This window comes from Nocardia sp. 149-1B (assembly GCF_057747975.1).
Window position 1 is genome coordinate 3,300,336 of record NZ_CM173233.1, and the last position, 18,650, is coordinate 3,318,985.

Here is an 18,650-nt window from a genome sequence, read left to right on the forward strand (position 1 = left end):
CCCCGCCCCCGGGCGTTGCACGACCATGGACGTCCTGGGCCCGGTCTACGACTCGGTGGTGATCGGTGCCGGCCAGGCCGGCCTCTCCGCGTCGTACCACCTGCAGCGTCGCGGGATCGGCCACGTCGTGCTGGACGGCGATGCGGCACCCGGTGGCGCCTGGCAGCACCGCTGGGACTCCCTGACGATGCGGGACGTCCACGGCGTCGCCGCGCTCCCCGACGCCGACGCGCCGACCGAGGAGTCCGGTCGCGCCAACGTGGTGGTGCCGGCGTACTTCGACCACTACGAGCGCGCGCACGACCTGCCCGTGCTCCGGCCGGTCCGGGTCGAGGAGGTGACCAGCGACCGCGACCTGCTCGTCGTCCGAGCGGGCGAGCGGACCTGGACCAGCCGCACGCTGGTCAACGCGACCGGGACGTGGTCGCACCCGTTCGTGCCGCGCTATCCGGGGATGGAGTCGTTCCGCGGGGAGCAGCTGCACCCGGTCGGCTACCCGGGGGCCGAGCACTTCCGGGGACGCCGGGTGGTCGTCGTGGGCGGTGGCGCCTCGGCGGTCCAGCTGCTCGGCGAGCTGGCACCGGTCACGGACACGTTCTGGGTGACCCGGCGCGAGCCGGTGTGGCGCTCCGACGACTTCACTCCCGACCGCGGGCGACAGGCGGTCGCCCTGGTCGAGGAGCGGGTACGCCGCGGCCTGCCCCCGGCCAGCGTCGTCAGCGTGACCGGGCTGGTGCTGCGCGAGCAGGAGCGCGAGGCCGAGCGGCTGGGCGCCTACGAGCGGCACCCGATGTTCACACGCGTAGAGCCGGGCGGCGTACGGATGCCCGATGGCTCGTTCGAGCCGGCCCAGGCGATCGTGTGGGCGACCGGCTTCCGGCCGGCCGTCGGACACCTCGCGCCGCTGGGTCTGCGCTCGGAGCGGGGCGGGATCCAGCTCGACGGCACGACGGCCGTCGCGGACCCGCGGGTGCAGCTCGTCGGGTACGGCCCCTCCGCGAGCACGATCGGCGCCAACCGGGCGGGCCGCGTCGCGGCCCGTGGCGTCGCCGCGTGGCTGGGTCAGGCGCCGAGGGAGAGCATCGCCTCGAGCGCCTGACGGTCCGCGAGGCCCTCGGGCTCGACCAGGTCACCGGTGCGGACGTAGTAGAAGCCGGCACGCACCCGCTCCAGCGGGAGGCCGTGCAGCTCCGCCCAGGCGACCCGGTAGATCGCCAGCTGGAGCGGGTCCGCGTTCGCCGAGCGGTTGGTCTTCCAGTCGACGAGCAGGTGGGAGCCGTCCGGCTCGACGTAGACAGCGTCGATGCGGCCGCGCACGACCTGGCCGCCCCCGCCCGGCTGGCCGAGCACGAGGGCGAACGACGGCTCGATCGCGGTGGGCACCCGGTCGCCGAACGGGCCGTCCTCGAACCGCTTCACGAGCTCACGCAGGTCGGCGTCGTCGTCGACCTCGGCGTCCGCGCGGCCGGGCAGGTCGTCGGGGTCGAGCAGCAGCTGCTGGCCGAACCGCGCCTCGACCCAGGCGTGGAAGCGGGTGCCGAAGCGGGCCGCGGACGACGGGGGCCGGGGCATCGGACGGGCCAGGTCGCGGGCGAACTCCTCCGGGTCGTCGCGCAACCGGGCCAGCGAGGTCGCGGACAGGCTGGAGGGCAACGGCACGGCGACGTCCGGCGAGCGATCGCGGGTCGCCTCCTCCAGCAGGCGCCGGATCTCGTCGTCCCACTGTTGGATCCGGTCGAGCACCAGCATGTCCTCGACCGCGTCGGGCACGGACGGATCGGCGTCGCGCACCCGCGCCGCCGCCTCCCGGCGACGCTCGACCTCCGCGGTCTGGTGCGAGATCGGCCACGGCAGGTCGGGCGACGCGTCCGCGAACGGGTGCGGCTCGCCCTTCGCCACGGGCTCGAGCCACGCGTCGGGCTCACCGCCCCACGCCGCCATCGCCTCGCGGGTGCGGACCAGGTAGGCCGAGGGGCCGAGCCCGCCCTTGCGCGAGGCCGTCCAGCGCCAGCCGGAGACGAACAGCTGGTGCCGGGCCCGGGTCCAGGCGACGTAGCCGAGCCGGAGCTCCTCCAGCGCCTCGTGCTCCTTGGCCGCCTTGGCGCGCGCAGCGATGTCCTCGGGGGTGTGGCCCGCCAGCTGCGGCAGGTCGCGGGCGTCGCCGCGCAGCGCCACCGGCATCGCGTAGGGCACCGTCAGCCAGCTCGACCGCCCGCGGTTGGTCGGGAACTTCTGCTCGGTCACGCCGACCAGGAACACCGCGTCCCACTCCAGACCCTTGGCGCGGTGCACGGTGAGCAGCTTGACCGAGTCGGCCTCCGAGGGGGTCGCGACGTCGAGGCCCTGCCCGAACTCGTCCTCGGCCTCCAGCCAGGCCAGCAGCGCGGCCAGGGTGACCTGCCCGTCGACCGCCTGGAACTCCGCGACGGCCTGCACGAACAGGTCGAGGTTGTCCCGTCGGGCCGCAGCGGCCGGGCTGACCGAGGAGGCGAGCTCGACGTCGATGCCGGTGACGTCGACGATCCGGCGGACCAGGTCGAGGATCGGCTCGCCGATCGCGGTGCGCAGCCGGCGCAGCTCGTCGGCCAGCATCCGGAACCGCGCCAGCGCGTCGGCGGAGTAGTCGAGGTCGCCCGGGTCCTCGAGGGCATCACACAGCGACGGGATCTCGGTCGGGTCGGCGCCCTCGACCGCGGCCCGCAGCTGCGCCTCGAGGTCGGCGAACGCCGCTCCGCCACGGGTGCCCCCGGCGAGCTCGCGCGCCCGGCGGCCCAGCAGCGCCAGGTCGCGCAGGCCGATCGCCCACCGGGGTCCCGCCAGCAGCGTCAGCAACGCCGCGTTGGCGGTGACGTCCTGGACCAGGCTCAGCGTGGCGACCACCTCGGAGACCTCGGGCAGCCGGAGCAGGCCCTTGAGGCCCACGATCTCGACCGGGACCTCTCGCGCGCTCAGGGCGTCGAAGACTGCCGCGGCGTGCGCGTTGTCGCGGGTGAGGACACCGATCTCCTTCCAGGCCGGCTGGTCGGTGCGGGCCGCGATCGCAGCGTGGGTCTCGATCACCCGGTCGGCCAGCCACGTCAGCTCGTCGACATCGGTGTCGTGGACGATCGCGCGAACCTCGCCCGGCTCCGCGTCGGGCTTGGGCTCGAGCGGCAGCAGGTCCGGCCGCTCGGTGTAGAGCTGCGCGGCCAGGTGGTTGGCGGTCGCGAGGATGCGCTCGTCGGAGCGCCGGTTGACCGTGAGCGGGTAGGTGGTGGTGGCGCCCGGGGCCGGGGGGAAGTCCCGGGCGAACTCCAAGATGTTGGAGACCGACGCACCGCGCCAGCCGTAGATGGCCTGGTTGGGATCTCCGACCGCGGTGACCGGGTGGCCGCCGCCGAACAGCCGGCTGAGCATCAGTGCCTGGGCGACCGAGGTGTCCTGGTACTCGTCGAGGAGCACGATGCGGTACTTCTCCCGCTCCGCCTCGCCGACCTCGGGGCACTCCTGGGCCAGGCGTGCCGCCAGAGCGATCTGGTCGGAGAAGTCCATCAGCCCGAGGTGGGTCTTGAGGCGACGGTAGGACTCGACGAGTCCGAGCAGCTCGGCACGCCGGTCGATCGCGAGGATCGCCTTCTCGTTGCGCTCGCGGTAGGTCTTGCGGTGCTCGGTGGCCATGCCGGCCTCGAAGCGCGGCCGCTCGGCGGCGTCGTAGGCACGGACCTGCTCGGGCGAGACGAGGTGCTCGCTGAGCTCGGCGTCGAGGGAGAGGAGGTACTGGACCACGTGGCGCGGGGAGTCGCTGAGCTTCTCCACCGGCTCGGTGTAGCGCTGCACCGCGCGCGCGGCGAGCTGGTAGCGGCTCGCGTCGGCGATCAGCCGGGTGTCGGGCTCGTGACCGATCCGCAGGCCGTGCTCGCTGAGCAGCGTCGAGGCATAGGAGTGGTACGTCGCGACGGTCGGCTCCTCGACCTCGTCCTCGTCCTCCGCCTGCGGGCCGGTGAGCGGTCGACTGCGGTCGGGCAGCAGCCCGGCGTTGCGCAGGCTCTCGCGGATCCGCGTCTGCAGCTCCGCGGTCGCCTTGGTCGTGAACGTCAGGCCCAGCACCTGGTCGGGGCGCACCCGGCCCGTGGCGACCAGCCAGACGACCCGGGCCGCCATCACGGTGGTCTTGCCGGAGCCGGCGCCGGCGATGACGACCGCGGGCTCGAGAGGTGCCGTGATCGCCGCGAACTGCTGGGCGCTGAACGTGAAGTCGGCGCCGAGCACCTCGCGCAGCTGCTCGGGGGTGTCGATGGTCGTCACGACAGCACCGTCCCGGACGCCTTGGCCGGGCAGACCGCCCAGAACGTGCACCGCTCGCAGTGGGCACCCGGGCGCGCCGCGAACTGCTCCGCGCGCACGGCCGCCGCCGCCTGAGCGAGCTGCTCCTCCACCAGGCGCGGGCCCTCGCCGGACGCGGGGGGCTGGTGCTGCACCTTGGGCTGCTCGTCACCGAGCCGCAGCTGCACGAGCTCGGCGCCACCGGAGACCACCGGTCGCCCGACCAGCTCGTCGGCCGCTCCGTGGTCGACGGCGAGCTGGTAGAGGCCGAGCTGGGAGTGCCGCTCGACCTCGGGCCCGGTGGGGGCGTACTTGCCGGTCTTGAGGTCGACGACGACGACCCGGCCGTCCTCGTCGAGCTCGAGCCGGTCGGCGTAGCCGTGGAGCCGGACCACCTGGCCGTCGGGCAGCGTGACTTCGGCGTGCAGCCTCGGCTCGGTCGCGACGACGGTGCGGGCGCCGGGGCGGCGGTGCCAGAGGAGGAACCGGAGCAGTGCCGCCTCGACCGCCTCGCGCTCACGCGCCGACGACCACGGCGTGCGGAACTCCATGCGCCCCCACACCTCGTCGACCAAGGCCATCAGCTGCGGCATCGGGTCGCCGCTGTCGAGCTCACCGGAGGCGACCCGCTCGGCGATCGCGTGCACGACCTTGCCGAAACCCTGGCTGGCCGAGCTCACCACCTCACCCCCGGCCTCGCGCTGGAGGAACCACTGTGCCGGGCAGGTGAGCAGCCCCTCGAGGGCGCTCGCGGAGATCGTGAGCGGCTCGTCCTCCGGCCGGACCGCGCGCTCGGACCGGGTGGGGGCACGCAGCCCCCACCAGCTCGCCGGGTCGGCCGAGGGCGCGAGCGGACGACCGTTGAGGTCGGTGTCAGCCAGCAGCCGCAGCCGTCGGGCCGCGGCCCGCCGCAGGGGTTCCGGCTGGTCGGGGTCGGCGAGCGTGCGGCGCAGCTCGGCGACCAGGCCGTCCATCGACAGCGGCCGACGGGGGCGGCCCACGCGGTGCTCGGGGGGTCGGCCCAGCTCGGTGAGGAACCGCGACGGCTGCTCGCCGTCGTCGTCGGGCGACTGCACGGCCGTCACGACCAGCCGCTGCCGTGCCCGGGTCGCGGCGACGTAGAAGAGCCGGCGCTCCTCGGCGAGCATCGCGCTGCGGGCCAGTGGAGGCAGCAGCGCGCCGCGCCCGATGCGGTCGGCGCCGAGCAGCGAGTCGCGCCGGCGCAGGTCGGGCCACGCCCCCTCCTGCACGTGGGCGACCACGACCAGCCGCCACTCCAGGCCCTTGGACCGGTGAGCGGTGAGGAGGCGGACCGCGTCGCCCCGGACGCCGCGGTCGGCCAGGGTGTCCGCCGGGATGTCCTGCGCGCGCAGCGTGTCGAGGAACGCGCCGATGCTGGTGTGGCCGCGCTGCTCCTCGGTGCGGGCGGCGACCTCGAAGAGCGCGCAGATCGCGTCGAGGTCGCGGTGGGCCAGCCGGGCGCCGTGGCCGCCACCCTGCGTGGCCTGGCGGAGCCTGCGCCCCCAGTCGGAACCGTCCCACAGCGTCCAGAGCACCTCCTCGGCCGTGCCGCCGACGGCCGCCTGCTGACGCGCCTGGTCGAGGAGCACGGCGAGGCGGCGAGCGCGACGGGCGGGCTCGCTCGACACGTTGCCGGACCGGGCGTCGTCGAGCGCGGTGGGGTCGAGCAGGGCGCGGCGTACGAGCGTGCGCGGCGCGGCCTCGGGGTCACGCGCGCGCAGCGCGCGGGTGAGGGCGCGCACGTCGGTCGCGTCGAGACCCCCGAGCGGGGAGGTCAGCAGCGCCTCGGCGCGGTCGGGGCCGACGTAGTCGTCGTGAGCGGGGTCCTCGACGTCGGCGTCGACCACGGCGGCGAGCGCGCCCAGCAGCGGCAGCACCGCGGGCTCGCGGACCAGGGGCGTCTCGTCGCTGGCGACCTCCACGGGGACGCCGGCGCCGGTCAGCGACCGGCGCAGCGCGGGGATGCTGCCGCGGCCGGAACGGACGAGCACCGCCATCTCGGACCAGCGCAGCCCGTCCTCGAGGTGGGCGCGGCGGAGCAGGTCGGCGACGTGCTCGGTCTCGGCGCGCGCCGTGTCGAACGTGAGCACCTCGACCGAACCGGGACCGAGGTCGTGGGCCGCCGCCTGCGGGTTGCGGAACGCGTCCCACGCCTCGTGCGGGATGGCGCCACTGATGCCGATCGAGGCGGCGACGGTGCGCGACGCGCGCAGCAGCCGGGACCCGAAGCGTCGGGTCGTGCCGAGGGCGACGACGGGCGCCCGGTCGCCGTCGCGCGTGCGGAACTCGGCCGGGAAGTCGAGGATGCCGCGCACATCGGCGCCGCGGAAGCCGTAGATCGACTGGTCGGGGTCGCCGACGACGGTCAGGTCGCGGCCGTCGCCGGCCAGCGCCCGGAGCAGGGCCACCTGGCTCGGGTCGGTGTCCTGGTACTCGTCCACGAACACGTGGCGGAACTGCGCGCGCAGCTCGTCGCGGTGGCGCTGCGCCTCGATGACGCCACGGGCGATCAGGTCGGGGTAGTCGATCGCCGCCTGGTCGCCGAGGACGTCGAGGTACTGCCCGAGGAACAGGCCCGCCGCCTCGAACTCCGGGACCCCCTCGGCCCGGCCCAGCGCGACCAGGTCGTCGGGGTCGAGCCCGCGCTCGCGCGCTCGGGACAGGACGGCGTGCACCTCGCGGGCGAACCCCCGCGTGCCGACCGCGGCCCGCAACGAGTCGGGCCAGCGGACCGACTCGGGGTTGTCGGTGAGCAGCTCCTGGAGGACGACGTCCTGCTCGGGCGCCGAGAGCAGCCGCAGCGGCGCGGCGTAGAGCTCGGCGGGCGCGTAGCGCCGGACCAGCCCGTAGGCGAAGGAGTGGAACGTCGAGCTCAGCGTGGTGGCCATCGTGCGGCCGACGCGGGCCGTGACCCGGTCGCGCAGCTGCTCGGCCGCCTTGCGGGAGAACGTCAGCGCGAGGACCTGGTCGGGCTGGGCGCCGCGGTGCTCGATGCGGTCGACGATCGTCTCCACCAGCGTGGTGGTCTTGCCCGTGCCGGGGCCGGCGAGCACGAGCAGCGGGCCGCCGGGGTGGTCGACGACCCGGCGCTGGTGCTCGTCGAGCTCCGGGACGCGCACCGCGAGCTCCGGCCGCACGAGGCGGTAGGAGGTGGCGGTGGTCGTCATGCGGCTATTCGACCAGACCGCACCGACAGGCCCGTCACAATGTCGTGCGTGAGCCAACGCAGCGTCGCCATCCTCGCCTTCGACGACATGGAGGTCCTGGACTTCGCCGGACCCTACGAGGTGTTCAACGTGGCCGGGGAGCTCGGCGAGGGGCACCCGTTCTCGGTGTTCTCGGTCGGCCTGACCGGCGCCCCGGCGGTCGGGCGCGGGGGCTTCACGGTGCTGCCGGCGTACTCCCTGGACGACGCTCCCCCGCCCGACCTGCTCGTGGTGCCCGGCGGCGCCGGCACCCGTCCGTTGTTGCGCGACGAACGGCTGCTCGGGTGGCTGCGCGAGCGGGCCTCGGAGGTCGAGCTGCTGCTGTCGGTCTGCACGGGCGCGCTGCTGCTGGCGCAGGCCGGACTGCTCGAGCGCTGCGCGGCCACCACCCACCACGGTGCGTACGACGAGCTCGCGGTGATCTCGCCCACCACGCAGGTCGTGCGCGGCCAGCGGTTCGTGCGCAGCAGCGACACGATCCTGACGTCGGCGGGTGTGTCCGCCGGGGTCGACCTGTCCCTGCACGTGGTGCAGCTGTTGGCGGGCCAGGCCACCCGCGACGTCACGGTCACGGAGATGGAATGGATGTGGCAGTCCTGACCTGCTGAGCACCGGACGGTGGTCGAGCCTGTCGAGACCCCCGCAGCGTCGGCAGGGCGCCGGCTCCCAGGGGTCGTCGCGGCGGGTCGGCTGCGGGGATCTCGACGGGCGCTCAGGCCTGGCGGCCTTCGCTGCTCGATCCACGGCGACGCCGCGCCCAAGGAACGCCGGCTCGCGTTGGCAGATCTCGCCGTAGGCCGCGCCCACCTCCGCTCAGTAGCGTGCACGCCCATGAGCGACGGGCCCCTCTCCGACCTGCTGGTGCTCGACCTGACGCGCGCCCTGGCGGGGCCGCACGCGGCGATGATGCTCGGCGACATGGGCGCCCGGGTCATCAAGATCGAGCCGCCGGCCGGCGACGACACCCGCGGATGGGGCCCGCCGTTCATCGGCGCGGACGACGAGCGCGAGTCGACGTACTTCCTCTCGGCCAACCGCAACAAGGAGTCGCTGGTCCTCGACCTCAAGTCCGAGGACGACCGCGAGGTGCTGGCCCGGCTCGTCGAGCGCGCGGACGTGCTCATGGAGAACTTCCGGGTCGGGGTGATGGACCGCCTGGGCTTCTCGAACGAGCGGCTGCACGAGCTCAACCCCGGCCTGGTCGTGCTCAGCATCACCGGCTTCGGCCACGACGGCCCCGAGGCGACCCGCGCCGGCTACGACCAGATCGCCCAGGGTGAGGGCGGCCTGATGTCGATCACCGGCACCTCCCAGCCCACCAAGGTCGGAGTACCGATCGCCGACCTCGTTGCCGGCATGAACGGCGCGTTCGGGATCCTCGCCGCCCTGCACGAGCGCACGCGCACCGGGCGTGGCCGGGTCGTCCGCACCTCGCTGCTCGCGGGCATGGTCGGCGTGCACGCGTTCCAGGGCACCCGGTGGACGGTCGCCGGCGAGGTGCCCGGGCTGGCCGGCGACCACCACCCCTCGATCTCGCCGTACGGCATGTTCGCGACCGCGAGCGCGCCCGTGCAGATCGCCTGCGGGTCGGAGAACCTGTGGCGCGCCCTCTGCACGGCGTTCGGCTGGGACGCCGACGAGCCCGAGCTCGCCACCAACGCGGTGCGCGTGGCCAACCGCAACGCGCTGACCGCCCGCATCGAGGCGCTGTTCGCCACCGAGCCCGCCGAGCACTGGCTGACCGCCCTCGCCGAGGCCGGGGTGCCGTCGGGCAAGGTCCGCTCGCTGGACGACGTCTACTCCTGGGAGCAGACGCTCTCACAGGGACTGCTGCTCTCGGTCGAGCACGCCACCCAGGGCCAGCTGCGGTTGCCCGGCTCGCCGATCCGCTTCGACGACAACGCGTTCTCCGGCGGACGGTCCGAGCACACCGCTCCCCCGACCCTGGGCCAGCACGACGCCTCGATCCGGGAGTGGCTGGACTCATGAGTCGCGACTGGCACGCCTGGCACGGCGAGTACGACGACCCCACGTCGGACCTGTCGCGCCGGCTCCAGGTCGTCCGGACCGAGCTGGGCGCCCTGCTGGCGGCCGCGACCGGTCCGACCCGGCTCGTGAGCATGTGCTCGGGTGACGGCCGCGACACACTGCCGGTGGTTGCGGCGACCGGCGCCGACGTCGTCGCGCTCCTGGTCGAGCTCGACCCCGACCTGGCCCAGGCGGCTCGCTCCAGCGCCCACGACCTCGAGCTGCGCGGCGTCGAGGTGCGCACCGCCGACGCGGGCACCACCTCCTCCTACGAGGGCGCGGTCCCCGCCGACGTGCTCCTCGCGTGCGGGGTGTTCGGCAACGTCGTCGACGACGACATCGCCGCCACGGTGGCCACCCTCCCGTCGCTGCTCGCTCCGGGTGGGCAGGTGATCTGGACTCGCGGCAGTCACGTGCCCCGCGACCCCTCGGACTTCGGCGGCGATCCCAGTGAGCTGGTCCGCGCGCTCTTCGCGGACGCCGGCTTCGAGGAGGTCGCGTTCGTGCGGCCCGACGACGCCGGGTTCCGGGTCGGCGTGCACCGCTGGCCGCACGCGGGCACGCCGTACCGCCCAGGCGTGCGGCTGTTCAGCTTCGTGTGACCGGAGGCGCCCAGCGCCGGTCGCAGACGTCATCCCTTTCGATGGCTAGGGACCTCGAAACGGATGGCGTCCCCGGCGACCTGCGGTCAGCCGGCGCGCAGCACGCTCACGCAGAACGTCGAGTCCGCGCGCCAGGGTCGCAGGTCGTACGTCGCGAACCGCTGCTCGAGCACCAGCCCGGCGTCGGGGAGGGCCGCGTCGAGGTCGTCGGGGGTGAAGCCCCGGACCGTCCGGCAGCCGACCACCAGGAAGCCGTCGGGACGCAGGTGCGCGGCCAGCCGCTGCACGACCCGCGCCTGGGCCTCGGGGGGCACGAAGTCCATCACGTTGCCGACGACCATGGCGCCGTCGAACGGCTTCGGCTCGCCCAGCGCGGGCAGGTCGAGACCGGCCAGGTCCGCGACCAGCCAGGTGGCGTTCGGGTGGTCCGCGCGGGCGGCGTCGATCAGCACCGGGTCGACGTCGACACCGACGACCTCGTGACCCAGACGGGCGAGGTAGCCGCCGTGGCGGCCGGGACCGCAGCCGGCGTCGAGCAGGCGGGCGCCGCGCGGGGCGAGGGTGTCGACCAGCCGGGCCTCGCCGTGGAGGTCCTGACCACGGGCCGCCATCTGGCGGAACCGCTCGACGTAGTGGTGGGAGTGCTCCGGGTCGGTGAGGCCGGGCCAGAGGGAGCCGACCGGCTCGGGGTTCGTGGTCACGGCACCATCATCGCGGGTGTCACGGCGCGACCAGGCCGGCGGCGGTGAACACGTCGCGTGCGGCCTGCACCTGGGCGGCGGTCGCACCGTCCACACCCTCGAGGCGGTCGACCATGCCGAGCTCGGCGTACTTCTCCCGGCCCAGCCGGTGGTAGCCGAGCACGTCGACGCGCTCGACGTTGCCGAGCGTCGCGACGTACGCCGCGTGCCGCTCGAGGTGCTCGGGCTGGTCGTTCCAGCCGGGCACGAGGACGTAGCGGATCCAGACCCGCTTGCCGATCGTGGCGAGCCGCTCGGCGAACCGCAGCGTGGGTGTGAGGTCACCGCGGGTGAGGTTCTCGTAGATCGCCGGGTCGATGGCCTTTACGTCCAGCAGCACCAGGTCGGTGGCGTCCAGCAGCTCGTCGTCGGCCCGCTGACCCAGCGCGCCCGAGGTGTCGAGGGCGGTGTGCAGCCCGAGCTCCTTGGCGCCGCGGAGCACGGCGGAGGTGAACGCCGGCTGCAGCAGGGGCTCACCGCCAGAGACCGTGACGCCGCCACCCGAGGCGGAGATGAACCGGCGGTAGCGCCCGACCCGGGCCAGCACGTCGTCCACGGAGTGCCGGGTGCCGTAGCGCATGTCCTGGGTGTCGGGGTTGTGGCAGTACGCGCAGGCCAGTGGGCAGCCGGCGGTGAACAGCACGAACCGGGTGCCGGGTCCGTCGACGCCGGTGGAGATGTCCCAGGAGTGCACCGACCCGGTGACGCCACCCGCCGAGGCGGTCGCGTCCGCCTCGGGGGTGGCGGCACACAGGTCGATGGTCACGTCGGTCAGAGCCCCTCGTGGAACGTGCGCGAGATGACGTCCTGCTGCTGCTCGCGGGTCAGCCGCACGAAGTTCACGGCGTACCCCGAGACCCGGATCGTCAGCTGCGGGTAGTTCTCCGGGTGCTCCATGGCGTCCAGCAGCGTCGCCCGGTCGAGCACGTTGACGTTCATGTGGAAGCCGTCGGAGGCGTTGTAGCCGTCCAGGACGCCCGCCAGGTTGGTGATCTGCTCATCGCGGGTGCGGCCCAGGCCGGCCGGCGTGACGGTCGTGGTGAGCGAGATCCCGTCGCGCGCGGAGTCGAACGGCAGCTTGGCGACGCTGAGCGCCGAGGCCACGATGCCGTGCCGGTCGCGGCCGTTCATCGGGTTGGCTCCCGGGGCGAACGGCTCGCCCGCGCGCCGGCCGTCGGGGGTGTTGCCGGTCCCCTTGCCGTAGACGACGTTCGAGGTGATCGTCAGCACCGACTGGGTGTGCTCGGCGTTGCGGTACGTCGGGTGCTGGCGCACCTTCTCCATGAACGACTCGACCAGCTCGACCGCGATCGCGTCGGCGCGGTCGTCGTCGTTGCCGTACGTCGGGAACTCGCCCGTGGTCTCGTAGTCCACCACCAGTCCGCGCTCGTCCTTGACCGGACGCACCTGGGCGTACTTGATCGCGGCCAGCGAGTCGGCAGCGACCGAGAGCCCGGCGATGCCGCACGCCATGGTGCGGTGCACCTCGGAGTCGTGCAGCGCCATCTCGAGCTTCTCGTAGGCGTACTTGTCGTGCATGTAGTGGATGACGTTCAGCGCGGACACGTAGGTGCCGGCGAGCCAGTCCATCATCGCGTCCAGCCGCGCGCGGACCTCGTCGTAGTCGAGGACCTCGGCGTCGTAGACGGCACTCTCGGGGCCGACCTGCGCCCCGGAGACCTCGTCGCGGCCGCCGTTGATCGCGTAGAGCAGCGTCTTGGCCAGGTTGACCCGGGCGCCGAAGAACTGCATCGACTTGCCGACCGGCATCGGGGAGACGCAGCACGCGATCGCGGTGTCGTCGCCGAAGCGCGGCCGCATCAGCTCGTCGGACTCGTACTGGATCGCGCTGGTGTCCAGGGAGACCGCTGCGCAGAAGCGCTTGAAGCCCTCGGGGAGCGCCGGCGACCACAGCACGGTCAGGTTCGGCTCGGGCGCCGGGCCGAGGTTGTAGAGCGTCTGCAGGTAGCGGAAGGAGGTGCGGGTCACCAGCGTGCGGCCGTCCTCGCCCATGCCGCCGATCGACTCGGTGACCCACATCGGGTCGCCGGAGAACAGCGCGTCGTACGCCGGAGTCCGCAGGAAGCGCACGATCCGCAGCTTGATCACGAAGTCGTCGACCAGCTCCTGGGCCTGCTCCTCGGTGAGCACGCCCTCGGCGAGGTCGCGCTCGAGGTAGACGTCGACGAACGTGCTGGTGCGACCCAGCGACATCGCGGCGCCGTTCTGGTCCTTGACCGCTCCGAGGTAGCCGAAGTACAGCCACTGGATCGCCTCGTGGGCGTTGGCCGCCGGGCCGGAGATGTCGCAGCCGTAGGACGCGGCCATCGTCTTCAGCTCGTCGAGCGCGCGGATCTGCTCGGCCAGCTCCTCGCGGGAGCGGATGATCTCCTCGCTGGCGGGCCGGGAGTCGAGGGCCCGCAGGTCGGCGACCTTGCCGGCGACGAGCCGGTCGACGCCGTACAGCGCGACGCGGCGGTAGTCGCCGATGATGCGGCCGCGGCCGTAGGCGTCGGGAAGGCCGGTGATGATGTGCGAGCGGCGGGCCGCGCGGATCTCGGGGGTGTAGGCGTCGAAGACGCCCGCGTTGTGGGTCTTGCGGTAGTGGGTGAAGATCTCCTCCACGTGCGGGTCGACGTCGTAGCCGTACGCCGCGAGGGAGTCCTTCACCATCTTCCAGCCGCCGTTGGGGATGATCGCGCGCTTGAGCGGCACGTCGGTCTGCAGGCCGACGATCAGCTCGTGCTCACGGTCGATGTAGCCCGGGCCGTGGCTGATGATCGACCCCGGGACATGGGTGTCGATGTCGAAGACGCCACGGGAGCGCTCGACCGGGAACATCGCCGAGAGCGTCGCCCAGATGTGGGTGGTGCGGGCCGTCGGCCCGGCCAGGAAGCCCGCGTCACCGTCGTACGGCGTGTAGTTGGCGTTGATGAAGTCGCGCACCGCGATGTCGTCGCACCAGGTGCCGCGCACGAACCCGCGCCAGGGGCCGGTGTCCGTCCCGCTGCGGGTCGTGGGGGTCGCGGTCTCGACGGGGCGTTCAGCGGTGGTCGTCACGGGTCGGTGCAGTCCTTCGCGGGTCCCGGGGGCCGGACGCTGTCGCCCGTCCTCCCGTCTTTACCGCTCCATCGTCCCGCGCCGGAACCGTGGATTCGTAGGACCTTTGTCCTCAGTCTGATGGTGGTTGACAACTCATCTAACTGACGAAGGTCCCGCGCCTGGCGTGTCGGCTCCGCCGCCACGCCGGTCGCGGATCGCTCTTGGGTCGGTCACCCGACGTCGTGGTTGCGGTCGGCGCCGCGGTCGCGGGCCGCTAGCCGAGGTCGACGATCGCGGCGACCGGGCCGCCGCCGTCGGGGCCCTGGTGGGCGGCGGAGACGGAGACGAACACGGCGGGGTCGCCGGTGACCGCCGCGGTGACGCCACCGACGGCCGCCTTGATCTGGCGGTGCCAGTGCACGTCGGAGTCGTCGAGCATCGCGTTGCGGCGGCCCCGGACCTGGCCGTCCTGGGAGGCCTCGCACTTGAGGAACACGTTGACGAGCCGGCCGTCGAGGTCGGAGGTGCGGGGCCGCTCGGGCAGGTCGAGGCCGGCGGAGCGGATCGCGTCCCAGATGCCGTCCTGGTCGAGCGCGTCCTCCATCACCGCGTGGCCGATCCGGTAGCGCCCGCCGACACCCGGGGCGTTGCCGACCACGACCACCTGCGCCTGGTCGAGCTCGACACCCGAGGAGCACGAGGCGACCGAGGAGAACAGCGAGCGGTCGTGCATGACGTCGGCATCGGTCGGCATCTCGATCTCACCCAGCGCGACCGCGATGCCGAGCGCGGTGCAGCCGTTGGAGAGGTCCATCGACTCGTGGGTGTGCTCGGTCCACACGGTCTTGCCGCGCGACTTGGCGTCGCGGATCGTGTGGATGGTGAGCAGCGGGGTCTTGGTCTGCACGTAGTGCACGTCGGCCGGATCGGTGATCCCCGCGCGCTCCATCGCGACCTTCACCGCGTCGGCGACCTTGGTGATCATCGGCGTCCGGCCGATCTCCTCGGGCAGCAGCTGCTCGCTCATCGCGAACCCCACCGTCAGCCGCGGCTCGTCGGACGGCACGACCTCGGACGGCGGGACCGTCGCGAAGATCGTCGCGTGCGGGCTGATCACGCCATCGGTGCCGCCCGACCACACGATCGGGACCTGCCGGACCTGCTCGGCGGGGGCGCCCTTCTCGATGAGCACCTCGCGGAACGCACGGTCGGCGATGATCCGGGTGTAGTCGTTGACCCCACCGTTGCCCTCGGTCTTGCCGATGATCGCGATCACGCGCTCGGCCTGCATGACGCCGTCGTCGATGAGCTTCGCGAGCTCGCTGGCGTCGGCGACGGAGTGGATCGGGACCTTGCGTACTTCGATGGCGTCGGGCATGGGAGTCCTTTGCTTAGTCGGGTACGACGACGGTGCCGCCGTCGCCGGTGACGGCCTGGGTGATGTGAGCGAGGTCGGTGATGACGGCGCGCGCGCCGCCGCGCTCGACGAACCGGCAGGCCGCGTCGACCTTGGGTCCCATCGAGCCGCTGGCGAAGTGGCCCTCCGCGGCGAACCCGCGCAGCTGCGAGACCGTCACGGTGCCGAGCGGCTCGGCGTCGGGGGCGCCGTACCGCAGCACGGCGTGCGGCACGTCGGTGCCGATGACCAGGACGTCCGCCGCGACGGTCTGGGCGAGCAGCGCGGCACCCAGGTCCTTGTCGATCACGGCCTCGACGCCACGCAGCGTGCCGTCGAGGTCCTGGATCACCGGGATGCCGCCACCGCCGTTGGCGACCACGACGAACCCCGCGTCGACCAGTGCCTGCACGGCAGGGGCGTCGATGATCCGCAGCGGCTCGGGTGAGGCGACCACGCGGCGCCAGCCCTTCTCGCCGCGGTCCTCCCAGGTCTCGCCGTGCTCGACGAGCACCGCGGCCTCGGCGGCGGGCAGGAAGCGGCCGATCGGCTTGGTGGGACGGGTGAAGCCCTCGTCGTTGGAGGCGACCAGCGCACGGGTGACGACAGTCGCCGTACGCCGCTCGACGCCCCGCCGCGCGAGCGCGGCCTCGAGGGAGTTCATCAGCACGAACCCGAGCGTCGCCTGGGTCTGCGCCCCGCACCAGTCCAGCGGCACCGGCGGCACGACGGCCGCGGCGACCTCGTTCTTGACCAGCAGGTTGCCGACCTGCGGGCCGTTGCCGTGGGTGATCACGACCTCGACGTCACGCTCCAGGAGGCCGGCGACGGCCTCCATGGCGACGTCGGCCGCCGCGATCTGGTCCTCGGGCCGAGCCCGGCCCTCGGCGTTCGTCATGGCGTTGCCACCGAGCGCGAGCAGGACCCTCATGGCGTCGAACCTACTGAGTGCCCCACGGGCCGGGCACTGGCAACAGCGGCCAACGAGGACGCAGCCCGCTGTCAGGTTGTGCCAACGGCCGCGACGATCGCGATCACCAGATGCCGAGGGCCTCGCCCAGCGGCCGGGCGAGCTCGGCGGAGTACTCGTTGGTCATGTGGCTCGGGTCGCGGTAAGGGATGGTGTCCCCGATGACCGCCGGGCACCACCCGTCGGCACAGAACCACTGCGCGGTGCCGATCCGCTCCACTCCGAGCCCGTCGGCCACGTCACCCACCATCCGGGTGAGTCCGGCGTTGGCGCCCAGCGGCTTCTGGAGGCACTCGCCGAGGTCGTCAGGCGCCGACGCGAGGCAGTCGCTCATCGGGGTGTGGACCCGCGGGATGTCGTCGAGGAGCACGAGCCGCGGGGTGAGCGGCTTCAGCCGCTCGAAGAGCTGGGTGAAGCCGACCCGCAGCGCGTCGTTCACGTCGTGGGTCTTGGTCAGGTAGGTGCCGTCGTCGAGGTAGACGCCACCGCTGGTGGTGGACGTGGCGACCACGACGAGGTCGGGGTGCAGGTCGCGGATCTGGTCGATCGCCCACTCGTGGAAGTCCGCGCACCCCTGGTTGGGCTCGCTGTTGGTCTCCAGGTCGGGGGTCACCAGGGCCGCGGTGCACTTGACCCGCACCAGGTAGTAGGCGACGTAGCCGGCCCGCTTCGCGATCTTCTCGAACGCCGGGATCCAGTGGCGGCCGTGGGAGTTGCCGAGGACCACGAGGGTCTTGGACCCGTGGGTGTCGCCCCGGGGGCAGAGCTTCACGAACTCGTCGGCGTAGTCGCACTCCCCGATGTCGGCGACCGAGCCCTCGACGTCCTCCAGGGCGGGGTGCAGCGTGCTCGGCACCCCGGCACCGTGCTGGGCCGCCCACACCGAGCGGCGGACCAGCGCCACCGTCGGGTCCTTGCCCGCGGCGTCGGTCGCCCGCGAGCGCCAGCCGTCGGGCAGCGTGATCGGCGGGTTGTCGGGGCGGTGCTCCTCGCGGTAGTCGGTCGCGGCGTTGCCGGCGATCGCGGAGGCCACCACGAGCACGAGCGAGATGGGATAGAGCGCGAGCGCCCGCGGCGGGCGGGTCCACGGCCGCAGCCGCGACTCGGACGGACCCTCCGCACGCCGGCGGCGTACGGACCACCCCGCGCCGACGCGGAACGGCGTCTCGACGAGGTGGTAGGTCAGCCCCGCGAGCACGAACGTGAGCGCGACCAGCACCAGCGTCTGGACGTTGGTGAGGTCGTGGCGCACGTGCTCCTCGGCGATCACGAGGATCGGCCAGTGCCACAGGTACAGCGAGTAGGACCAGTCGCCGACGAGGCGGGCGGGCGCGACCGAGAGCAGCCGGGCCGCGGCGGTGCGCTCGGCGGCGACGGCGCCCACCACGATCACCACGGCGCTGCCGAGCACCGGCACCGCGGCCACCGCGCCCGGGAACGGGGTGGTGTCGTCGAGCGTCAGGCAGGCCCAGGCGATCGCCACGAGGCCGGCGGCGGCCAGCACCTCGGTCAGCCAGCGCACCCGCCCCAACGCCTGCAGCCAGCCCGGAACCCGGTGCACCGCGAGCGCGGCCATCGCCCCGACCGCCAGCTCCCAGCCCCGGGTGAACGTCGAGAAGTACGCCGTTGCCGGGCTGCTCGAGGTGTCGGTGACCGACCACGCGAGGCTCGCGACCGCCAGCGCCGCGATCACGCCCAGCAGCGCGCCGACTGGGGCCTTGCCGGCACGGCCCCGGCGTACGACGGCGACGACCGCGATCAGCAGCAGGGGCCACACGAGGTAGAACTGCTCCTCGACCGACAGCGACCAGAAGTGCTGCACCGGCGAGGGAGGCAGGTCGGCCGCGAAGTAGTCGACGCCCGACCGGGCGAACCGGATGTTGGCGCCGAAGCACGCCGCCCAGATCGCGTCGGTGACGATGGTCCGCACCCGCAGGAAGCCCAGGAACAAGGTGGCGGCCACGACGGTCGCCACGAGGACGACGGTGGCGGCCGGCAGGATCCGGCGAGCGCGGCGTGAGTAGAAGCCGACCAGCGAGGCGTTGCCGGAGCGCTCGACGTCGCCGACGAGCTGCTGGGTGATGAGGAACCCGGAGATCACGAAGAACACGTCGACGCCGACGAACCCGCCGGCGAGGACACCGACCCCGGCGTGGGCGGCGATCACGGTGAGCACCGCGACGGCGCGCAGGCCCTGGATGTCGCCCCGGAACCGAGTGGCGGTCTCCGGAGGAGCGGTCGCCGAGTGCCCCGCTCGGCGGTGGCCGGCGGGCTCCACCCCGGGAATCGACGCTGTCATGCCGAGACGAAGGTAGTCGACGCCCCCGACGATCGGCGCATCCG

At 73.3% G+C, this 18,650-nt stretch carries 12 protein-coding genes; 4 read left to right on the top strand and 8 right to left on the bottom strand.

The genetic code is table 11. The annotated features are described in order from the left end of the window. Positions 1-25 precede the first annotated feature (25 nt). Entirely contained in the window at positions 26-1,099 is a 1,074-nt protein-coding gene (locus AC3ANS_RS15790) for an NAD(P)-binding domain-containing protein (protein WP_488292531.1), read from the top strand. Here AC3ANS_RS15790 and AC3ANS_RS15795 read toward each other — a convergent pair. Next, entirely contained in the window at positions 1,063-4,284 is a 3,222-nt protein-coding gene (locus AC3ANS_RS15795) for an ATP-dependent DNA helicase (protein ID WP_488292532.1), read from the bottom strand. The two genes, AC3ANS_RS15790 and AC3ANS_RS15795, sit on opposite strands and share 37 nt — an antisense overlap. Beyond that, positions 4,281-7,490 (bottom strand): ATP-dependent helicase, encoded by a 3,210-nt coding sequence (locus AC3ANS_RS15800; protein ID WP_488292533.1) that lies wholly within the window; start codon positions 7,488-7,490, stop codon positions 4,281-4,283. The genes AC3ANS_RS15795 and AC3ANS_RS15800 overlap by 4 nt, the downstream gene beginning before the upstream one ends. A 48-nt stretch (positions 7,491-7,538) precedes the next feature. Between AC3ANS_RS15800 and AC3ANS_RS15805 the strand changes: the two genes are divergently transcribed. The 3 genes from AC3ANS_RS15805 to AC3ANS_RS15815 all read left to right on the top strand — a co-directional run bounded on the left by AC3ANS_RS15805 (position 7,539) and on the right by AC3ANS_RS15815 (position 10,159). Then, entirely contained in the window at positions 7,539-8,129 is a 591-nt protein-coding gene (locus AC3ANS_RS15805; protein WP_488292534.1) for a DJ-1/PfpI family protein, read from the top strand. A 231-nt stretch (positions 8,130-8,360) separates the two neighbouring features. Then, positions 8,361-9,518, top strand: coding sequence for a CaiB/BaiF CoA transferase family protein (locus AC3ANS_RS15810; protein WP_488292535.1), 1,158 nt, complete (start codon positions 8,361-8,363; stop codon positions 9,516-9,518). Continuing rightward, positions 9,515-10,159, top strand: a complete 645-nt coding sequence (locus AC3ANS_RS15815) for a class I SAM-dependent methyltransferase (RefSeq protein ID WP_488292536.1) — start codon at positions 9,515-9,517, stop codon at positions 10,157-10,159. Before AC3ANS_RS15810 ends, AC3ANS_RS15815 begins: the two co-directional genes overlap by 4 nt. Positions 10,160-10,245: 86 nt before the next feature. On the opposite strand, the gene AC3ANS_RS15820 is transcribed toward AC3ANS_RS15815, so the two are convergent. The 6 genes from AC3ANS_RS15820 to AC3ANS_RS15845 all read right to left on the bottom strand — a co-directional run bounded on the left by AC3ANS_RS15820 (position 10,246) and on the right by AC3ANS_RS15845 (position 18,606). Continuing rightward, on the bottom strand, positions 10,246-10,860 hold the full coding sequence (locus AC3ANS_RS15820; RefSeq protein WP_488292537.1) for a class I SAM-dependent methyltransferase: 615 nt from the start codon (positions 10,858-10,860) through the stop codon (positions 10,246-10,248). Positions 10,861-10,879: 19 nt separating this feature from the next. After that, positions 10,880-11,665, bottom strand: a complete 786-nt coding sequence (pflA, locus tag AC3ANS_RS15825; RefSeq protein ID WP_488292538.1) for a pyruvate formate-lyase-activating protein — start codon at positions 11,663-11,665, stop codon at positions 10,880-10,882. A 5-nt stretch (positions 11,666-11,670) separates the two neighbouring features. Further along, on the bottom strand, positions 11,671-13,959 hold the full coding sequence (pflB, locus tag AC3ANS_RS15830; protein WP_488292539.1) for a formate C-acetyltransferase: 2,289 nt from the start codon (positions 13,957-13,959) through the stop codon (positions 11,671-11,673). 256 nt (positions 13,960-14,215) lie between these two features. Next, positions 14,216-15,319: a barbiturase gene (bar, locus tag AC3ANS_RS15835; protein WP_488292540.1), complete on the bottom strand. Its 1,104-nt coding sequence runs from the start codon at positions 15,317-15,319 to the stop codon at positions 14,216-14,218. A gap of 13 nt (positions 15,320-15,332) precedes the next feature. Further along, on the bottom strand, positions 15,333-16,268 hold the full coding sequence (locus AC3ANS_RS15840) for a carbamate kinase (protein ID WP_488292541.1): 936 nt from the start codon (positions 16,266-16,268) through the stop codon (positions 15,333-15,335). Positions 16,269-16,371: 103 nt separating this feature from the next. Then, positions 16,372-18,606, bottom strand: coding sequence for an acyltransferase family protein (locus AC3ANS_RS15845; RefSeq protein ID WP_488292542.1), 2,235 nt, complete (start codon positions 18,604-18,606; stop codon positions 16,372-16,374). Positions 18,607-18,650: the final 44 nt, after the last annotated feature.

Coding starts and splice junctions, on each gene's coding strand:
- AC3ANS_RS15790 (WP_488292531.1), top strand. CDS start 26: ATGGACGTCCTGGGCCCGGTCTACGACTCGGTGGTGATCGGTGCCGGC.
- AC3ANS_RS15800 (WP_488292533.1), bottom strand. CDS start 7,490: ATGACGACCACCGCCACCTCCTACCGCCTCGTGCGGCCGGAGCTCGCG.
- AC3ANS_RS15810 (WP_488292535.1), top strand. CDS start 8,361: ATGAGCGACGGGCCCCTCTCCGACCTGCTGGTGCTCGACCTGACGCGC.
- AC3ANS_RS15815 (WP_488292536.1), top strand. CDS start 9,515: ATGAGTCGCGACTGGCACGCCTGGCACGGCGAGTACGACGACCCCACG.
- bar (WP_488292540.1), bottom strand. CDS start 15,319: ATGCCCGACGCCATCGAAGTACGCAAGGTCCCGATCCACTCCGTCGCC.
- AC3ANS_RS15840 (WP_488292541.1), bottom strand. CDS start 16,268: ATGAGGGTCCTGCTCGCGCTCGGTGGCAACGCCATGACGAACGCCGAG.
- AC3ANS_RS15845 (WP_488292542.1), bottom strand. CDS start 18,606: ATGACAGCGTCGATTCCCGGGGTGGAGCCCGCCGGCCACCGCCGAGCG.